This is a genomic window from Microbacterium sp. MYb62 (genome assembly GCF_002979475.1).
Taxonomy (GTDB): Bacteria; Actinomycetota; Actinomycetes; order Actinomycetales; family Microbacteriaceae; genus Microbacterium.
The window spans coordinates 315,706-333,670 of sequence record NZ_PCOY01000001.1 but is presented as its reverse complement, the minus strand read 5'-3'; the positions used below and the strand labels follow the sequence as shown (position 1 = coordinate 333,670).

Annotated in this window: 15 protein-coding genes; 12 read left to right on the top strand and 3 right to left on the bottom strand. The window is 69.0% G+C overall.

Annotation, left to right across the window (positions count from 1 at the left end):
* Nucleotides 1-37 precede the first annotated feature (37 nt).
* Complete coding sequence (locus tag CQ042_RS01630; protein ID WP_105668478.1) at nucleotides 38-1,798, top strand: proline--tRNA ligase; 1,761 nt, start codon at nucleotides 38-40, stop codon at nucleotides 1,796-1,798.
* An 18-nt stretch (nucleotides 1,799-1,816) separates the two neighbouring features.
* Here CQ042_RS01630 and CQ042_RS01625 read toward each other — a convergent pair whose 3' ends face one another.
* Nucleotides 1,817-2,320 (bottom strand): pyridoxamine 5'-phosphate oxidase family protein, encoded by a 504-nt coding sequence (locus CQ042_RS01625; protein WP_105668477.1) that lies wholly within the window; start codon nucleotides 2,318-2,320, stop codon nucleotides 1,817-1,819.
* A 142-nt stretch (nucleotides 2,321-2,462) separates the two neighbouring features.
* Here CQ042_RS01625 and CQ042_RS01620 point away from each other — a divergent pair, with 142 nt between their 5' ends.
* Nucleotides 2,463-3,503 (top strand): TIGR00730 family Rossman fold protein, encoded by a 1,041-nt coding sequence (locus tag CQ042_RS01620; protein WP_105668476.1) that lies wholly within the window; start codon nucleotides 2,463-2,465, stop codon nucleotides 3,501-3,503.
* Here the strand turns inward: CQ042_RS01620 and CQ042_RS01615 are convergent.
* A complete protein-coding gene (locus CQ042_RS01615; protein WP_105668637.1) occupies nucleotides 3,472-4,827 on the bottom strand; it encodes an NAD(P)/FAD-dependent oxidoreductase in 1,356 nt (451 codons plus the stop codon). The genes CQ042_RS01620 and CQ042_RS01615 overlap by 32 nt on opposite strands.
* A gap of 132 nt (nucleotides 4,828-4,959) precedes the next feature.
* Here CQ042_RS01615 and nusA point away from each other — a divergent pair, with 132 nt between their 5' ends.
* From nusA to CQ042_RS01590, 5 genes are all read left to right on the top strand, one after another.
* The gene (nusA, locus tag CQ042_RS01610; RefSeq protein WP_105668475.1) at nucleotides 4,960-5,943 is read left to right on the top strand and encodes a transcription termination factor NusA; all 984 of its coding nucleotides are present in this window, start codon (nucleotides 4,960-4,962) and stop codon (nucleotides 5,941-5,943) included.
* A 62-nt stretch (nucleotides 5,944-6,005) separates the two neighbouring features.
* Nucleotides 6,006-6,260 (top strand): YlxR family protein, encoded by a 255-nt coding sequence (locus CQ042_RS01605; protein WP_105668474.1) that lies wholly within the window; start codon nucleotides 6,006-6,008, stop codon nucleotides 6,258-6,260.
* 94 nt (nucleotides 6,261-6,354) lie between these two features.
* A complete protein-coding gene (infB, locus tag CQ042_RS01600; RefSeq protein WP_105668473.1) occupies nucleotides 6,355-9,102 on the top strand; it encodes a translation initiation factor IF-2 in 2,748 nt (915 codons plus the stop codon).
* A gap of 95 nt (nucleotides 9,103-9,197) precedes the next feature.
* Entirely contained in the window at nucleotides 9,198-9,623 is a 426-nt protein-coding gene (rbfA, locus tag CQ042_RS01595) for a 30S ribosome-binding factor RbfA (protein WP_105668472.1), read from the top strand.
* A 114-nt stretch (nucleotides 9,624-9,737) separates the two neighbouring features.
* The gene (locus CQ042_RS01590; protein ID WP_146115328.1) at nucleotides 9,738-11,864 is read left to right on the top strand and encodes a helix-turn-helix transcriptional regulator; all 2,127 of its coding nucleotides are present in this window, start codon (nucleotides 9,738-9,740) and stop codon (nucleotides 11,862-11,864) included.
* A gap of 7 nt (nucleotides 11,865-11,871) precedes the next feature.
* On the opposite strand, the gene CQ042_RS01585 is transcribed toward CQ042_RS01590, so the two are convergent.
* Nucleotides 11,872-12,768 carry an A/G-specific adenine glycosylase gene (locus CQ042_RS01585; protein WP_219844792.1) on the bottom strand — a complete coding sequence of 299 codons (897 nt, stop codon included), beginning with the start codon at nucleotides 12,766-12,768 and terminating at the stop codon, nucleotides 11,872-11,874.
* Between the two features lie 105 nt (nucleotides 12,769-12,873).
* On the opposite strand from CQ042_RS01585, the gene truB reads away from it, so the two are divergent.
* From truB to CQ042_RS01560, 5 genes are all read left to right on the top strand, one after another.
* Nucleotides 12,874-13,767 carry a tRNA pseudouridine(55) synthase TruB gene (gene truB / locus CQ042_RS01580; protein WP_105668470.1) on the top strand — a complete coding sequence of 298 codons (894 nt, stop codon included), beginning with the start codon at nucleotides 12,874-12,876 and terminating at the stop codon, nucleotides 13,765-13,767.
* Complete coding sequence (locus CQ042_RS01575; protein WP_105668469.1) at nucleotides 13,764-14,132, top strand: hypothetical protein; 369 nt, start codon at nucleotides 13,764-13,766, stop codon at nucleotides 14,130-14,132. The genes truB and CQ042_RS01575 overlap by 4 nt, the downstream gene beginning before the upstream one ends.
* A 58-nt stretch (nucleotides 14,133-14,190) precedes the next feature.
* A complete protein-coding gene (locus tag CQ042_RS01570) occupies nucleotides 14,191-14,628 on the top strand; it encodes a hypothetical protein (protein ID WP_258131923.1) in 438 nt (145 codons plus the stop codon).
* The gene (locus CQ042_RS01565) at nucleotides 14,625-15,578 is read left to right on the top strand and encodes a bifunctional riboflavin kinase/FAD synthetase (RefSeq protein ID WP_105668467.1); all 954 of its coding nucleotides are present in this window, start codon (nucleotides 14,625-14,627) and stop codon (nucleotides 15,576-15,578) included. The genes CQ042_RS01570 and CQ042_RS01565 overlap by 4 nt, the downstream gene beginning before the upstream one ends.
* Before the next feature lie 237 nt (nucleotides 15,579-15,815).
* Complete coding sequence (locus CQ042_RS01560; RefSeq protein WP_105668466.1) at nucleotides 15,816-17,960, top strand: DEAD/DEAH box helicase; 2,145 nt, start codon at nucleotides 15,816-15,818, stop codon at nucleotides 17,958-17,960.
* The last annotated feature ends 5 nt before the right edge of the window (nucleotides 17,961-17,965 follow it).

Sequence of the window (17,965 nt, the reverse complement as noted above, 5' to 3'; positions counted from 1 at the left end):
TCGAAGACGAGTGGCCGCGGCTCACTAGACTTGCTCCGTGGTCACTCGTCTTTCGAACTTCTTCCTCCGCACACTCCGCGAAGACCCTGCAGGCGCAGAGGTCGCCAGTCACAAGCTGCTGATCCGGGCCGGATACATCCGTCCGCAGGCCGCCGGCATCTTCGCGTGGCTGCCACTGGGGCTGCGCGTCAAGGCGAAGATCGAGACCGTCGTCCGCGAGGAGATGGCAGCCGCCGGCGCGCAGGAGGTGCATTTCCCCGCGCTCATGCCGCGTGAGGCCTACCAGGCGACGGGGCGCTGGGAGGAGTACGGCGACCTGCTCTTCCGTCTGCAGGATCGCAAGGGCGGCGACTACCTCCTCGCCCCGACGCACGAAGAGGCGTTCACCCTGCTCGTGAAGGACCTGTACTCGTCGTACAAGGACCTCCCGCTCACGATCTTCCAGATCCAGGACAAGTATCGCGACGAGGCACGCCCGCGGGCCGGGCTGCTCCGCGGACGCGAGTTCACGATGAAGGACGCCTACTCCTTCGACTCCTCCGACGAGGGGCTGGACGTCAGCTACCAGGCGCAGCGCGACGCGTACGAGCGCATCTTCCAGCGACTCGGTCTCGAGTACGTCATCGTCCAGGCGGATGCCGGCGCGATGGGAGGATCCCGCAGCGAGGAGTTCCTGCACCCGACGCCCGTCGGCGAGGACACGTTCGTGCGCAGCGCCGGGGGATACGCGGCCAACGTCGAGGCGTTCACCACTGCGGTTCCCGACGCGATCGCCTACGACGCCGACGCGTCCCCGGTGATCTTCGATTCTCCCGACACACCGACCATCGAGACGCTGGTCGCGCACGTCAACCGCGCGCTCGACGGCGAGTACACCGCAGCGGACACGCTCAAGAACGTCGTCCTCGCGCTCACGCACCTGGACGGCACGCGCGAGCTGGTCGTCGTCGGCATCCCCGGCGACCGTGAAGTCGACGAGAAGCGCGCGGAGGTCGCCTTCGCGCCCGCGGAGGTCGAGACGGCCACCGCCGACGACTTCGAGAACAACCCGCTGCTCGTGAAGGGCTACATCGGCCCCTGGTCGCCCACCGGTGCGGTGCTCGGCGAGGAGTCGGCGACCGGCATCCGCTACCTGGTCGATCCGCGCGTGAGCGAGGGCACGAGCTGGATCACCGGCGCGAACATCGACGAGAAGCACGCGCACTCCGTCGTCGCGGGGCGTGACTTCGCCGCCGACGGCATCGTGGAGATCGCGAACGTGCGCGCGGGCGATCCCGCACCCGACGGCTCGGGCCCGGTCGAGCTCGCACGCGGCATGGAGATCGGACACGTCTTCCAGCTCGGTCGCAAGTACGCCGAGGCCCTCGGTCTCAAGGTGCTCAACGAGAACGGCAAGCTCGTCACCGTCACGATGGGCTCCTACGGCATCGGTGTGACCCGCATCCTCGCGATCATCGCCGAGCTGAACAACGACGAGAAGGGGCTCATCTGGCCGGCCTCCGTCGCACCGTTCGACGTGCAGGTCGTCGCGGCCGGTCGTGATCAGATCGCGTTCGACGTCGCCGAGAGCCTTTCCTCGCAACTCGAGACCGCGGGTCTCGACGTGCTGTACGACGACCGCCCCAAGGTCTCGCCCGGTGTGAAGTTCGGTGATGCCGAGCTCGTCGGCGTGCCGAAGATCGTCATCGTCGGACGGGGGGCCGCCGAAGGTCAGCTCGAGCTGTGGGACCGTGCCACGGGGGAGCGCGACACGGTCTCGGTCGACGAGGTCGTCCAGAGGCTCGCCACCGCCCGCTGAGCCTCTGCGGCCGCGTCGTCAGCAGATGATGCGGCCGTGGTTCATGATGTCGTCGTCCGGCGTGTCACGGGTGACGAGAGACTTGAGTGCGCCCGCAGCGAGCGCGAGCTTGCCTTTCGCGGGCTCCCAGAACTCCGTGACCTTCGGCGTCACCTTGAGGAGGGCGATGCCCGGAGTGTCGAGGCCATCCGCGAACCAGATCTCCAGCGACGCGGAGTAGAGCTCCTCCATCTTCGCCCTGTCGTGCACGACTTCGGCGGTGCCGGCGACCGACACGTAGCGCATCCCCTTGGCATCGCAGTAGGCGAGGCCCACGTCGTGATGCCGTCGAGCATCTTCGACCTTCTCGGTGTCCTCGGCGGTGAAGAACCAGAGATCGCCGGCGTCGTCCATCTGCCGGGTCGACATCGGCCGACTCACGAGATTGCCGTCGTCGTCGGTGGTGGTGAGCATCGTGATGTCGATGTCCTCCACGAGTTCCGCGACGCGGGCGAGGGCTTCGGGTCCTGTGATCTCCGTCATGACCTCAGCGTGCGGTCTGCCGTGGGGGTGGTCACGGGCATTGACACCATCGCGGTGGCGTGATCGCAGGAGCCGCGCCCGTCTCGACCCGATGCCCGGCGTTGCGGCCCGGGGTCGTCCCGACCCATGACACGCTGGTGTCATGATCGACGAACCTCTCCCTGAAGCCCTCAGCTCCGAGATCAACGCCGTCCTCGACGACGCGGGAGTGCATGCCGATCGGCGACTGGTGATGCGGATGCTCCGCACGGCGATCCTCCTCGGCGAGGACGGAGCCGACCGCCTCGATCTGAAGATCGCCTCCGCGGCCCTGGCGGAGATGCGCGACGCGTTCCGCCTCTTCGCTCCGTTCCGCGGCGTCCCCAAGGTGACGGTCTTCGGCTCAGCCCGCACGCGGCAGGACGATCCGCTGTACCTCACCGCCCGTGACGTCGCGGCAGCGCTGGCGGGGGACGGATGGATGGTCGTGACGGGCGCCGGCCCCGGCATCATGCAGGCGGCTTCCGAGGGCGCAGGCCCCGCGCTCTCGCTGGGCGTGTCGATCCGGCTGCCTTTCGAGGAGAAGCCGAACGGCTTCGTCACCGGCCAGGACCATGTCGTCGCGATGAAGTACTTCTTCACCCGCAAGCTGATGCTCATCAAGGAGTCGTCGGGATTCATCTGCCTTCCCGGCGGATTCGGCACGCTGGACGAGATGTTCGAACTGCTCACGCTGCAGCAGACGGGGAAGGCCGAGCCGACGCCGATCGTGCTCCTCGACCAGCCGGGCGGAACCTTCTGGCAGGGGCTTCGCAGTTTCATCGATGACCACCTCGCGCCGACCGGAGTGATCTCGGAGGGCGACTTCGATCGCGTCGTGATCACGGATTCGGTGGAGGCGGCACGGGCGGAGATAACCGGATTCTGGCACAACTACGATTCGCTGCGGTGGGTGGGTGACGCGCTCGTGCTGAGGCTCCGGAGCACGCCGACGGATGCCGAGATCGCAGAACTCAACGAGCAGTTCGCCCCGATGCTCTCGTCCGGGCGTATCGAGCGGACGGCGCCGCGACAGCCCGAGGTCGCCGACGACGACAAGGTCGACCTGCCGCGTCTGATCCTGCACCTCGATCAGCGTCAGGTCGGGAACCTGTTCCGCCTGATCGGGGCGATCAACGCCCTGCCGTCTGCTCCCGCTCGATGATGCCGGCGGCGAATTCGCCGAGGTCGACGGAACGTCCGAGGATACGCTCCGCGGCTCGGTGTCCGGAGTAGAAGGCCGCACCGACGGTCGCGGGCTCGTCGCCCCACGTGGCCTCGCCCGCGAAGTGCAGGACGCCGTCGACGGGTCCCGCGAGATCGTCGTGGTCATGGTGGCTCGATCCCACCGCGAGGTGCGAGTAGGAGCCGTTCGAGAAGGCGTCGTGCCCCCAGCGCGTGACCCAGTGGGCGAGCGGCTCACCGACGGCGTCACCGTAGAGCAGACGCAGCGCGCTGACCGCGTCGGCGACGATCTCCGCATCCGCACGCTCCTGCATCCGTCGCCCGAAGGGTCCGGCGGCGAACGTCAGCAACGTGGGGATGCCGCTGACGGCCGAGACGTCGTACCAGGAGTGCCAGTGCTCGCCGGCTTCGCCGAGCGCACGGATCACGTAAGTCCCCTCGTCCCAGAAGCGTTCGGGGAACTGGACGAACACTTTGTTGAAGACGCCCATCCCGAGCCGGGAGAGGGGGCCGGCGACCGCATCCGGGAGCTCCGGGTCGAACGTGATCGTACCGGCCTGGAGGACGCCGAGCGGCACGGTGACGATCGCCCGGTCCGCCCGGTACTCCGTGTCGCCGGCGTGCACGATGACGCCTTCGGGCGATCGGCTCACCCGTGTCACGACGGTCTCCAGTCGCACGTCGAGGCCGGCGCCGATGCGGTGGGGCAGCTCGTCGTACCCGCGCGGGAAGATCACCTCATCGCCGACGATCGCGTCTTCATCCAAGCCGTGCGCGTCGAGATCGCCGATCCACGCGCCACACTGCTCCTCGACCCGATGGCGGAAGAACTCGCGGATGTCGTCGATGCGCTCCGGGGAGAAGCCGGAACGGTCGAGTGCCCGCTCGGTGACGTCCAGGTAGGTATCGCCGGGGGAGGAGGCGGCGATCTCCTCGATGAGCAGACGGTCGGCCGTGTCGACGTCGGCGATCCACTGGGCGGTGGCCGTCGCATCCATGGGTCGTCTGTCGCCGTCGAAGTTCTCGATCGGGCGTCCGCCCACCTGAAAGCTGCCCACCGTGTACTCGATCGCCGGAATCCGGAGAGCGTGGACGAGGTCCCACAGCGGTGAATCCTCGATCCCATGGATCCAGGAGGCGCCGAGGTCGACCGGGAATCCGGCGCTGCGATCGCTGTGCATCCGCCCGCCGATGCGGTCGCGCCCCTCGAGCACGACGACGCGCTGCCCGGCGTCGGAGAGCATCCGGGCACTCGTGAGCCCCGACATCCCTGCACCGATCACGATGGTGTCGTATGCGCTCATGTGGTCCTCCTCGAGCCGATCCTCGGCGTGAGCGCCGCTGCCTTCGTGGCAGGAGGCGGTGGGCACAGGGTATCGTGGTACGGATGTCGCGCGTGCGAACAGGCGCGACGAGAGCTGAATAGAGAGGCCGTCATGGACATCGAACTGAGTCTTCTGCGAGGGATCGAGAAGGAGAAGGCGATCCCCTTCGACGAACTCGTCGCGATCATCGAGCAGGCGATCCTGACCGCGTACTCCAAGCACGTGTCCGAAGACGGCGTCATGCCCGAGGGCGTCCGCGTGGATCTCGATCGCAAGACCGGCCATGTGGCCGTGCTGCAGGTCGTCCGCGACGAGGAGGGTGCCGTCATCGGCGAGGAGGACGCCACGCCGGACGACTTCGGTCGTATCGCGGCATTCGCCGCCAAGCAGGTCATCAGCCAGCGCCTCCGCGACATCGCGGACGACGTGGTGCTCGGCGACTTCAAGGACAAAGAGGGCGACATCGTCGCCGGGGTGATCCAGCAGGGACCCAACCCGCGCATGATCCACGTCGATCTCGGTGCGGTCGAGGCGATCCTCCCTCCCGAGGAGCAGGTGCCCGGCGAGGAGTACACACACGGTTCGCGTCTGCGCGTGTACGTCACGAGCGTCGCGAAGGGCCTCAAGGGGCCGCAGATCACCGTCTCGCGCACACACCCGGGACTCGTCCGCCGGCTCTTCGCCCTCGAGGTGCCGGAGATCGCCGCCGGTCTGGTCGAGATCGTCGCGCTGGCGCGGGAAGCCGGGCACCGCACGAAGATCGCGGTGAAGGCGAACGACCCGTCGATCAACGCCAAGGGTGCCTGCATCGGCGAGCTGGGCCGTCGTGTCCGTGCGGTGACCGAGGAGCTCGCCGGCGAGAAGATCGACATCGTCGACTACGACGCCGATCTGCCGACGTTCGTCGCACACGCCCTCTCTCCTGCGAAGGTCACGAGCTCGTTCGTGCTCGACGCGGGCACCAAGGCCGTCCGCGCCCTGGTCCCCGACTATCAGCTGTCGCTCGCGATCGGCAAGGAGGGCCAGAACGCGCGTCTGGCCGCCAAGCTCACGGGCGCGAAGATCGACATCCAGCCGGACAGCATCCTCGACTGATCGGCTCCGGCCTTCCGGCTCGCCCTGTGCGCGGGCGGGGCGAGGGGAAACGCAGGTGTAAGATGGAACCCGTACGAACGTGCGTCGGTTGTCGCACGCGTGCTCCCCGCTCCGCCCTGCTCAGGGTGGTGGCCCAGAACGACACCCTCATCCCCGATGAGCGTGCTGTCCTGCCGGGGCGCGGCGCGTGGGTGCATCCGACACCCGAATGCATGGAGGCCGCTCTGCGGCGACGCGCATTCGGGCGGGCACTGCGTGTGACCACTCAGTTGGACACACGGACCTTCGAACAGCACCCACCAAGAAACAAAGGCTGAACAGCTATGGAAACAAAGTGAACGGCTCGAAATGAGACCCGTCCGCGACTAGTGGTCTGCCCTGTCTGGGTGGACCGACTCAGACAGGAGAATTGTGGCTGGTAAACCACGCGTACATGAGATCGCCGCCGAACTCGGCGTCGACAGCAAGGTCGCTCTTGCGAAGCTCAAGGAACTCGGCGAGTTCGTGAAGAGCCCGTCCTCGACCATCGAACCGCCGGTGGCGCGCAAGCTGCGTGCGGCGATCGAGGCCGACGGCTCGCTCAAGGGCTCGGCAGACGCCGCTCCCGCGGCCAAGCCCGCTGCGGCGAAGCCGGCAGCGAAGCCGGGTGCGAAGCCTGCACCCACCCCGGGCCCCAAGCCCGGTCCCAAGCCTGCCCCGGAGGCTCCGGCCGCCGAGGCGCCTGCAGCCGCTCCTGCCCCTGCCCCCGCAGCAGAGGCTCCGGCAGCAGCTGCACCCGAAGCATCCAAGCCCGCAGACGGCGGGGCACCGACTCCCGGTGCTCCTCGTCCTGGCAACAACCCGTTCTCCTCCGCGCAGGGGATGGGGTCGCGTCCGGCCGGTCCCCGCCCGGGCAACAACCCCTTCGCCTCCGCACAGGGCATGGGTCAGCGCCCGACGCCGGGCAACATCCCGCGTCCGCAGGCGCCGCGACCCGGTGCACCCCGTCCGGGAGCTCCGCGTCCTGGTTCGCCGCGTCCCGGTGCTCCCCGCAGCGGCGGCGGCGGTCGTCCCGGTGCCCCGTTCCAGCAGCGTCCCGGCGGCCCCGGTCGTCCCGGCGGTGCCGGTGGCCCCGGCGGTGCCGGCGGCCCCGGAGCACGTCCCGGTGGCGGCGGCGGATTCGCCGGTCGTCCCGGTGGCGGTGGCGGTCGTGGCCGTGGTCCCGGCGGCGGTACCGCGGGTGCCTTCGGTAAGGGCGGCGGCAAGAGCAAGCAGCGCAAGTCGCGGCGGGCGAAGCGGCAAGAGTTCGAGATGCGGAGTGCTCCGGTCGTCGGTGGCGTCAACGTCACCCGCGGCAACGGAGAGATCATCCGCATGCGCCGCGGCGCATCCATCGCGGACTTCGCCGACAAGATCGAGACGCTGACCGGCTACACGGTCCAGCCCGGAACCCTCGTCACCATCCTCTTCAACCTGGGTGAGATGGCCACGGCCACCGAGTCCCTCGATGAGGCGACGTTCGAGGTCCTGGGTGCTGAGCTCGGCTACAAGATCCAGATGGTCTCGCCCGAGGACGAGGACAAGGAGCTCCTCGAGGGCTTCGGTCTCGACCTCGAGGCCGAGCTGGAGGCCGAGAGCGAAGACGACCTCGAGATCCGTCCCCCGGTCGTCACCGTCATGGGCCACGTCGACCACGGTAAGACGCGACTGCTCGACGCGATCCGTCAGACCAACGTCATCGAGGGCGAAGCCGGCGGCATCACCCAGCACATCGGTGCCTACCAGGTCTGGACCGAGCACGAGGGCATCGAGCGGGCCATCACCTTCATCGACACCCCGGGTCACGAGGCGTTCACCGCCATGCGTGCCCGTGGTGCGCAGGTCACCGACCTCGCGATCCTCGTGGTCGCGGCCGACGACGGCATCATGCCGCAGACGGTCGAAGCGCTGAACCACGCGCAGGCGGCGAACGTGCCGATCGTGGTCGCGGTGAACAAGGTCGACAAGCCCGACGCGAACCCCTCGAAGGTGCGTCAGCAGCTGACCGAATACGGTCTGGTCGCCGAGGAGTTCGGTGGCGACGTCATGTTCGTCGACGTCTCGGCTCGTGCCAACACGGGTATCCAGGAACTTCTGGACGCCGTGCTGCTCACGGCCGACGCAGGCCTCGACCTGACCGCCAACCCGAACAAGGCCGCTCGCGGTGTCGCCATCGAGGCGAAGCTCGACAAGGGTCGCGGTTCGGTCGCCACGGTGCTCATCCAGTCCGGAACGCTCCGGGTCGGCGATGCGATCGTAGCGGGTACGGCTTACGGCCGTGTGCGTGCGATGGCGGACGAGAACGGCGAGCAGGTCCTCGAGGCCTACCCGTCGCGCCCGGTGCAGGTGCAGGGTCTGAACTCCGTGCCGCGCGCCGGCGACGTCTTCATCGTCACCGAGGAAGACCGCATGGCCCGCCAGATCGCCGAGAAGCGTGAAGCGGTCGAGCGCAACGCCCAGTTGGCGAAGGCCCGCAAGCGCATCTCGCTCGAGGACTTCACCCGTGCTCTCGAAGAGGGCAAGGTCGAGTCGCTCAACCTCATCATCAAGGGTGACGTCTCCGGTGCCGTCGAGGCACTCGAGGAGTCGCTCCTCAAGATCGAGGTCGACGACTCGGTGCAGCTGCGCATCATCCACCGCGGTGTCGGTGCGATCACCGAGTCCGACGTGAACCTGGCGACGATCGACAACGCGATCATCGTGGGCTTCAACGTCCGTCCCGACACGAAGGCGCGCGAGCGTGCCGCCCGTGAGGGCGTGGACATCCGTTTCTACTCCGTCATCTACAACGCGATCGACGAGATCGAGAGCTCGCTCAAGGGCATGCTCAAGCCGGAGTACGAAGAGGTCCAGTCGGGCGTCGCCGAGATCCGCGAGGTGTTCCGCTCCTCGAAGTTCGGCAACATCGCCGGTGTCATCGTGCGATCGGGAACGATCACACGCAACGCCAAGGCCCGCGTCATCCGCGACGGCGTCGTGCTGGCCGATGGCCTCGCCATCGAGTCGCTGCGCCGCTTCAAGGACGACGTCACCGAGGTCCGTACGGACTACGAGGCCGGTATCGGACTCGGCAAGTACAACGACATCCAGATCGGTGATGAGATCGAGACGACCGAGCTCGTCGAGAAGCCTCGCGGCTGATCAATTCGAAACACCTTCGGGCGTCCTTCGCTCCTGCTCCTTCCGGGGCACGGAGACGAGGGACGCCCTGAGGGTTCCTGGACAGGGAGAGAACAATGGCAGGCGAACGACAGGCTCGTCTCGCGGACCGCATCCGCGTGATCCTCGCCGAACGGCTGGAGAAGGGGCTGCGCGATCCGCGCCTCGGCTTCGTCACCATCACCGACGTCCGCGTGAGCGGCGACCTCCAGCACGCATCCGTGTTCTACACGGTGCTGGGCACGGAGGAGGAGCGCATCTCCAGTGGTGCCGCGCTCACCTCGGCGACGGGGATGCTGCGCAGCGAGGTGGGACGGCAGCTGAGCACCAGGCTCGTGCCGACCCTCGAGTTCATCCCGGATGCTCTTCCGGAGAATGCCGATCACATCGGTGCACTGCTCCGTGAGGCTCAGCAACGCGATGCCGACGTCGCGAAGCTCGCGTCCTCGGCGTCGCACGCCGGCGACGCCGACCCGTACCGCACCGACGACGAGTCGGAGTAGCACCCGTTTGATACGCTCGGCTTCGCGGGATGACCTCCCGCGAAGCTGAGGGGGATCGGCATCGAGGGTGCGAACACGTCTGGGGGGCTCTTCGTCGCGCCTGCGACCGTGGGGGTGCTCCTCGATGACCTCCTCGAGACGGGCCTCGGCTGTGCTCCGCACGTCCTCGCACGCCTCGCGGCCGATCTGGATGCGCATGCTCCCACGATCCGCGAGGTGGTCGAGCGGCTGCCTCCTGCCCAGCGTCACGGGCTCTGCCCGCTCCCGACGCCGCTGCCGCTGGTTCCGGCCATCGCCCGCAGGTTCGATGCCCTCGCCCTGGAGCCGCGTGATCGCGAGATGCTCCTGGCTCTCGCCGTGTGCCTCGACGACACCCTCGAACCGCTCCTCGAGTTCGACGGCCGATCGGCGACCGAGATCGCAGCGGCCGCCGTCGGGGCCCACCTGACCGTGCATGCCGGTCATGCGCGGTTCGTGGATGCACGGCTGGCCATCTGGGTGCGGGCGACGACCTGCGCCGCCGGCACCGCCGCGGTGCACGAGCGCTTGAGCGCCGTCTTCCGCGACCGCGGCGACCGGGTGAGCGCCGACTGGCATCGGGCCCGCGCATCGCTCGAGGGGGATCCGGAGGCCGCACCCGAGCTGACCGACATCGCTCGGCAGCTCACCGAAGCGGGGTACCCTGAGCGCGCGCTGCTGCTGGCGCGCGAGGCATCGGAGCATGCCACCGGGGACGACCGAGATCACGCACGTCTCGTCGCAGGGGCTTCCGCCGTCGGTGCCGGGTTCGCCGCAGAGGCGGCCACCTGGCTGGGAACCCTCTATCCGCACGGCGCAGAGAGCTGTCGGCTGCGAGGTCTCGGCGCACTGCTCGTCGCCCAGACCTTCCTTCAGGGCACGGTGCCGGCGGTGGATCCGAACGCTCTTCGTCCCGGAGCGAAGGACCTCGACGGGTGGCATCACTGGGCCAGGGCCGCCGCCCTCGCGGCGGTGATGTGCGCCGAGCGGAGAGACCGGCGCGGGATGCGCATCTGGCTCGATGCCCTCCGCGACGGCGCGGCGCGGATCGGTGCCGAGCGGGATCTGAGAGACCCCATCGTCGCGCTGAGCTGGCTCATCGCGGGCGAGCGCGACGTCGACGAGGTGACGGCCTCCGGCCCGGTGAGCGGGGGGATGCTCCGCACGCTGCGCGCGGCGATGCGCGGCGACATCGATCAGGCGCTGCGTCTGCTCGCGGCGGATGATTCCGCGATGTCCGGCGAACCCGACCCGTTCGTTCCCGGGTACGAACGCAGTCCGGTGATCCACGCCTACCGCGCGGTCGTCGAGGTGCTGCTGCTCGTGTGGCGCGGCGACATCGGTCTCGCGCGCGATCGCCTGATCCAGGCGGCGCTCGCGCTGCCGATCGCGCTGCCCTTCGCCGGTCTCGGTGTCGTGCTCGCACGCCGTCTCGACCTGGCCGTGCTCGGCGAACTCGGTCCGTTCTCCCGTTCGCTCACGGCGGCGCTCCCGTCCGGTGTGAAGATCGATCTCCTCGTCGACCGCGGCATCCAGTCCTTCCTGGCCGGGTCCTTCGACGATGCCGCGGCCACGGTCCGCCTCTGGTCCGATCTCGGCTCGCCGCAGACCGCCATCGCGGTGCCGGGGCTCGACGAGCTCGCGCTCATCTCGGACGATCCTCCGGCACCGGCGACCTCGATCGAGCCTCCGGAGATCGCCTTCGCGCAGCGGTTGCGTGTCCGGGTGGCGACGGCGGCGGATGGGCGTTGGCGCACCGAGCGCGACGAGGTGCGCGAGGCTGCGCGGATGCTGAGGTCGCCGTTCGCCAGAGCGCGGGTGGAGACGATGCTCGGCACTCAGCATGCGATCCGCGATGATCATGCCTCGGCACGGGTACATCTCCAGCACGCCGAGAGGCTGTTCGAGATCTCGGGAGCGACGGCATGGGCGCGTGCGATCCGCGACCGTCTCGATCGACTCGACGCCAGGGAGGGCAGCATCGTGCCGGTGACAGAGGCGCTGGCGGCATGCCGCTCCGCCTGGGCGCTCCAGCTCACGACGCGCGAGCTCGAAGTGGCGATGCAGGCGGTGCGTGGTGCGGCGAACCGAGACATCGCCGATGATCTGAACGTGTCCGTGCGCACCGTCGAGGTGCATCTCGGCCGGGTCTTCGCCAAGCTCGACGTGCGGAGCCGGGTCGAGCTCACGGTGCTCGCACACCGCACCGATCAGCATCTCTGAGGGGCGGTCACCGGGGGAGGAAGAGAGACTCTCCGTCGGCCTCGGCGAGCCCGTCCGCGATCAGCGAATCGATTGCCCGGTCGCGCTGCCGGGCATCGGGCCAGTCCGGCAGCACGATGTGGAGCGGAGCCGCCGCGGGGGACAGATCGCGCAGCAGGCGGAGAACTGCCCCACGCGCCTGGCGGTCCGACCCCTCGTAGGTGGCCTGTCGGCGTCGCTCATCGCCCGTGTCCGGGCGGCCGGCCGCCAGCCAGGCGCAGCCTCCTGCGAGCGGGCACAGCTCGCATCGCGGGGAGCGCGCCGTGCACACGGTCGCACCGAGCTCCATCGCGGCCGCGTTGAACTCCGCTGCTTCCTCCCGCGAAAGCGGCAGCAGGGAAGTCATCAGGTCGAGATCCCTGCGCGACGGAGGCGCAGGATGCGCCCGCCCCTCGACGGCTCTGGCCAGGACCCGACGAGTGTTGGTGTCGACGACGGGGTGTCGGTCGCCGTAGGCGAACACCGCGACGGCGCGCGCCGTGTAATCGCCGATGCCGGACAGAGCGAGAAGAGCATCGACGTCGGGAGGAACGATCCCTCCGTGCCGATCGGTGATCTCGACGGCAGCGCGGTGCAGCCAGAGGGCGCGTCGCGGGTACCCGAGATTCGCCCATTGGCGCACCACGTCGGCCGTCGACGCCCGCGACATCGCGGTCGGCGTCGGCCACCGTGCGAGCCACGCCTCGAGGTGCGGGATGACTCTGGTGACGGGTGTCTGCTGCAGCATGAACTCGCTCACCAGCACGCCCCACGCGCCGAACTCGTCGTGGAACGCCTGCCGCCGCCACGGCAGATCCCTGGCGGTCGCTCGATACCACGTCGGCAGGGGCGACATCAGCTCGACGGGGGCCGACGGGGAGGACATCCCTCCAGCCTAGGTGAGCGATGCCGGGGCGACGGAGTGCGCCGCCGTCGCCCGTGCCGGTCCGCTGGCGCAGGGCGATCACCTCGTGATCGGTAGGCTGGAGGGATGGTCTCGCCCGGTATCCTCCTCGTCGACAAGCCCGCAGGAATGACCAGCCATGACGTCGTCGCCCGCACCAGACGCGCCTTCGGAACGCGGAAGGTCGGCCACGCGGGAACGCTCGATCCGATGGCGACCGGTCTGCTGGTCATCGGTATCGAAGGGGCGACGCGTCTGCTGACGTACATCGTGGGGGCCGACAAGACGTATGAGGCGACGATCCGTCTCGGCCAGACGACCGGCACCGACGACGCCGAGGGCGCGGTCGTCACGGTCGCTGCGCCGGAAGCATGGGACGCGGTGACCGACGACGCGGTGTCGGCGGGGATCGCGGCGCTCACCGGCGAGATCTCCCAGGTCCCCAGCGCCGTCTCCGCGATCAAGGTCGACGGGCGCCGTGCCTACGACCGTGTGCGCGCCGGCGAGGAGGTCGTGCTCGCCGCCAGAGACGTCGTGGTCACCCGTTTCGATCTGCACGAGACCCGCAAGGGCGAGGGATACATCGACCTCGATGTGATCGTCGACTGCTCGTCCGGCACCTACATCCGCTCCCTCGCCCGTGACCTCGGGGCGGCGCTCGGCGTCGGGGGTCATCTCACCGCGCTGCGCCGCACCAGGGTCGGACCGTTCGATGTGGCGGACGCCGTCGGCCTCGACGCTCTCGAGGGCGCGCCCACCCTGACTCCGGGTGAGGCGGCGTCGCGGATTCTTCCCGTGCTCGAGATGTCGGGCGACGATGCCCGCGACCTCCGACACGGCAAGCGCCTGGGTGGGCAGGCCGCCCGCCTCGACGGCGCGATCGGCGCGGCGATCGACCCGGATGGCGTCCTGATCGGCATCGTCGAGCGGCGGGGTGCCGACCTGAAGAGCGCCATGAACATGCCGGAGGCCGACAGATGATCCTGTGGTTCACGATCGCGCAGATCGCGATCGCCGTCGCTGCCGGAGCCTTCTGCGTCGTCGCCGGTCTGATCGGTCGTCGTCCGAGCGACTTCTCCGTCGGCGCGCTCGCTCTCGTCGAGGTGCTCCTGGTCGTGCAGGTGATCGCCGCGATCATCGCGCCGTTCGCGGGCAACCCGCCCACAGGTGATCTGCTCGAGTACTGGGTCTACCTGGTGTCGGCGGCGCTGCTGCCGGTCGGGGCTGTGCTCTGGGCGCTCATGGAACGGAGCAGGTGGAGCACGGTCGTCCTCGGGGTCGCGGCGGTCGCGATCGCGATCATGCTGTGGCGGATGCAGGTCATCTGGTCGGTCCAGATCGCGTGACGCGAGACATCGGACGCGGAGGCCGGCCGTCTCCCACGGCTCTAGGATGGAATGCGCTATGAGCTCCACCGCCCCCTCCACCCGGATGACCGGAATCGGTCGCGTCCTCGTGGTCGTCTACGCCGTCATGGCGTTGGCCGCCACAGGGCGCAGTTTCGTGCAGATCGTCCGTCGATTCGACGAGGCGCCGCTCGCGTACTCGTTGTCGGCACTCGCCGCCGTCGTCTACATCCTCGCCACGCTCGCCCTCGTCCTCGCTCGTCGTCGTGGCTGGTACACGGTCGCGTGGATCGCCATCGTGTTCGAACTCACCGGGGTCCTCGTCGTCGGGCTGCTGAGCGTGCTCCTGCCCGACCTGTTCCAGCATGAGACCGTGTGGTCGCTGTTCGGGCGCGGCTACCTGTTCATCCCGCTCGTCCTTCCCGTCTTCGGCATCTGGTGGCTCCGGACGCATCGCCCGGCCGACGTCGCGCAGCCGGTCGAGGTCGACGCGTGATCGTCTTCCGCAGCCCGGAGGATGTTCCCGCGGACTTCGGACCGAGTGCCGTCGCCATCGGCAAGTTCGACGGTGTCCACGCAGGACACCGTGCGGTCATCGAGCGGCTGAAGGAGGCGGCTGCCGCCGGCGGCAGCCGCTCGGTCGCGGTCACGTTCGACCGCAACCCGCTCGCAGTCCTCCGTCCCGACCGCTGCCCCGAGAACGTCGTCACGGTCGACCGCAAGCTCGAGCTGCTCGGTGAGCTCGGACTCGACGCGACGCTCGTCCTCACCTTCGACGAAGAGATGGCCGCCCGCAGCGCGGAGGACTTCGTGGTCGAGATCCTCGTCGGCGCCCTCCAGGTGTCGACCGTCCTCGTCGGGCAGGATTTCCGCTTCGGCAACAGGGGAGCGGGCACACCTGAGCTCCTGCGTGAGCTGGGTCCCCGCCACGGCTTCACCGTCGAGGTCGTCGACGACGTGTATCTTCCCGGTTCCTCCCGGCGGGTCTCGTCGAGCTGGATCCGCGAGCTGCTGATGGACGGCGACGTCGCGGCGGCCGCGAAGGTGCTCGGACGGTACCCGGACGTGCGCGGCGAAGTCGTCCACGGCCTCAAGCGCGGGCGGGAACTGGGCTTCCCGACTGCCAACCTCTCGACCATCGTCGATGCCTTCGTGCCCGCTGACGGCGTGTACGCGGGATGGCTCGTCGACCACGACACGGGCATCCGGCATCCGTCGGCGATCTCCGTCGGCACGAACCCCACCTTCGATGACGTCCTCGTGCGTCAGGTGGAGGCCCACGTGCTCGGCGAGACCACTCTCGACCTCTACGGGCACGATGTGACCGTCGAGTTCGTCGAGCGCCTGCGGGGAATGGTCGCTTTCGAGGGCATCGACAAGCTGATGGCGCAGATGAGCACCGACGTCACCGATGCCGCGCGCGCTCTCGGGCTTCCGGCCGTCTGAGTCCCCACCGGCCACGCGGATTCCTCGGACGGATCGACGGCGCGGCGGGCGCAATCTCCGCGAGGCGAGCCTGATGGCATAGAATGGACATCGGCTCCCGCCGAACCTCGCGCATCTCGCGTGCCCCGACGGGAAGAAGATCCACTGTTCGTACGGTCCTGGCTCACGCCACACGCGGACAACGAGAACGGCCCGCGGCTTCCTGGGGAAGCCGGAGCCTTCACGCTCAGGAGGAGCATGCCGACCACGGCAACCGCCGCCACGCGGCGCAAGAAGACGTCCCGTCGCGACGATGAAGCACCCCTCATCCCGATCCTCGCGCGCAAGGTGCGCGAGATCGAGGCGAAGTCGCAGCGAGGGAAGCTCGGCCCGACGAACCGGGTGAAGTTCCAGGTGATCGCCTTCCTGGTGCGCGAGGAGCGCGCCAGGGTGAAGGCCGATGCCGAGATCGGCGACCCCGCACGGGCCGAGCTGCTGAAGCGGCTCGACGGTGTGGCGACGATCCTCGCGAAGACGGCTGCGCGCGACACCTCGCTCATCCAGCTGCTGGAGGCCGACCAGGCGACATCTCCCGTGGCGAAGCGCATGCGTCGCGACTGGCTGCTCGAGTCCGGTGCCGAGCTCGCACCGGAGGAGCTGATCATCGCGGATGCCGCCCCCGTGCAGATCTCCGTGGTGCCCGCCGCGATCGCCGAGCGACAGGTCACGCCGCCGTCCGTCGAGGCACGGCAGCTGGCGAACCCGTTCCTCGCCCCCGACCTCACGCCGCGTTCGACGGCGACGCCGCGTCGCCGGCTCGACGGCTGGGAGCTCATGGGCCCGCTGTACAAGGCGTTCGAGACGGGAGCCGGCGGATCCGCGGCGTCGATGGATCTTCCTCCCGCGCCGGAGTTCGACCACATCTCGCCCAAGGGCCTCGAGGTGATGGTGCACCAGTCGCGGTTCCTCGAGGCCGTGAAGGCGGGACACCGCAGCTTCCTCCTCGCGGACGAGCCCGGACTCGGCAAGACCGCGCAGTCGGTGCTCGCGGCCTCCGTCGCCGGCGCCTACCCGCTGCTGGTGGTCGTGCCCAACGTCGTGAAGATGAACTGGGCGCGCGAGGTCGAGCGCTGGACGCCGCAGCGCCGCGCGACGGTGATCCAGGGCGACGGCACCGACATCGACGCGTTCGCCGACGTGTTCATCGTGAACTACGAGATCCTCGACCGGCACATGTCGTGGCTGGCCTCCATCGGTCTGCGCGGAATGGTCGTCGACGAGGCGCACTTCATCAAGAACCTCTCCTCGCAGCGGTCGCAGAACGTGCTGTCACTTGCTGCACAGGTGCGCGAGCGCACGCCGGGGCACGACCCCCTGATGCTCGCCCTCACCGGGACGCCGCTGATCAACGACGTCGAGGACTTCGACGCGATCTGGCGATTCCTCGGCTGGACGACCGGTGAGAAGCCGGGCCCCGAGCTCATGGAGAAGCTCGACGCGACCGGCTTCACCCCGGCCGACAAGGCGTTCTACCCCGAGGCGCGCGACGCGGTCATCTCGATGGGCATCGTCCGACGCAAGAAGAAGGACGTCGCCGCCGACCTTCCCGACAAGCTGATCGCCGACCTGCCGGTGCAGCTCGACGACGAGTTCGGGCGCAGCATCCGCCAGGCCGAGCGCGAGCTGGGCGAGCGGCTGGCCGCGCGCTACCGCCGCATCATCGAGGCGCGTGGCGACCGCGGCCTCGCGCCGGGCGAGATCGACGAGGACATCGTGCGCCTCGTCGCGCAGAACGAGCTCGAGGAGTCGAAGGCCGCCGGCACCGGGGGAGACAACGTCTTCACGATGGTCCGCCGCATCGGCCAGGCGAAGGCGCAGCTCGCGGCCGACTACGCCGCGCAGCTGCAGCGCTCGGTCGGCAAGGTCGTCTTCTTCGCGAAGCACATCGACGTCATGGATCAGGCCGAGGCGCATTTCGCCGCCGCGGGCATCCGCTCGGTGTCGATCCGTGGAGACCAGACGACCACGACCCGCCAGCAGGCGATCGACGACTTCAACGGCGACCCCGCCGTCGGCATCGCCGTCTGCTCGCTCACCGCGGCCGGCGTCGGACTCAACCTGCAGGCGGCGTCGAACGTCGTGCTCGCCGAGCTGTCGTGGACGGCGGCCGAGCAGACGCAGGCGATCGACCGCGTGCACCGCATCGGTCAGGACGAGCCGGTCACCGCGTGGCGGATCATCGCCGCGCACACGATCGACACGAAGATCGCGGAGCTGATCGACCAGAAGCAGGGACTCGCGGCGCGGGCCCTCGACGGGGAAGCCGTCGAGGAGTCGGCCGGCGAGCCGGTGCAGCTGGCGGCCCTCATGCACCTGCTGCGGCAGGCGCTGGGCGCGGCCTGAACCGT

Bases quoted from the DNA above. Each gene is read 5' to 3' on its own strand.
- CQ042_RS01625 (WP_105668477.1), bottom strand. From the start codon at position 2,320: ATGACGGAGATCACAGGACCCGAAGCCCTCGCCCGCGTCGCGGAACTC.
- nusA (WP_105668475.1), top strand. From the start codon at position 4,960: ATGGACATCGAACTGAGTCTTCTGCGAGGGATCGAGAAGGAGAAGGCG.
- CQ042_RS01560 (WP_105668466.1), top strand. From the start codon at position 15,816: ATGCCGACCACGGCAACCGCCGCCACGCGGCGCAAGAAGACGTCCCGT.
- CQ042_RS01615 (WP_105668637.1), bottom strand. From the start codon at position 4,827: ATGAGCGCATACGACACCATCGTGATCGGTGCAGGGATGTCGGGGCTC.
- CQ042_RS01570 (WP_258131923.1), top strand. From the start codon at position 14,191: ATGAGCTCCACCGCCCCCTCCACCCGGATGACCGGAATCGGTCGCGTC.
- rbfA (WP_105668472.1), top strand. From the start codon at position 9,198: ATGGCAGGCGAACGACAGGCTCGTCTCGCGGACCGCATCCGCGTGATC.
- CQ042_RS01575 (WP_105668469.1), top strand. From the start codon at position 13,764: ATGATCCTGTGGTTCACGATCGCGCAGATCGCGATCGCCGTCGCTGCC.
- CQ042_RS01620 (WP_105668476.1), top strand. From the start codon at position 2,463: ATGATCGACGAACCTCTCCCTGAAGCCCTCAGCTCCGAGATCAACGCC.
- CQ042_RS01585 (WP_219844792.1), bottom strand. From the start codon at position 12,768: ATGTCCTCCCCGTCGGCCCCCGTCGAGCTGATGTCGCCCCTGCCGACG.
- CQ042_RS01605 (WP_105668474.1), top strand. From the start codon at position 6,006: ATGGAACCCGTACGAACGTGCGTCGGTTGTCGCACGCGTGCTCCCCGC.
- truB (WP_105668470.1), top strand. From the start codon at position 12,874: ATGGTCTCGCCCGGTATCCTCCTCGTCGACAAGCCCGCAGGAATGACC.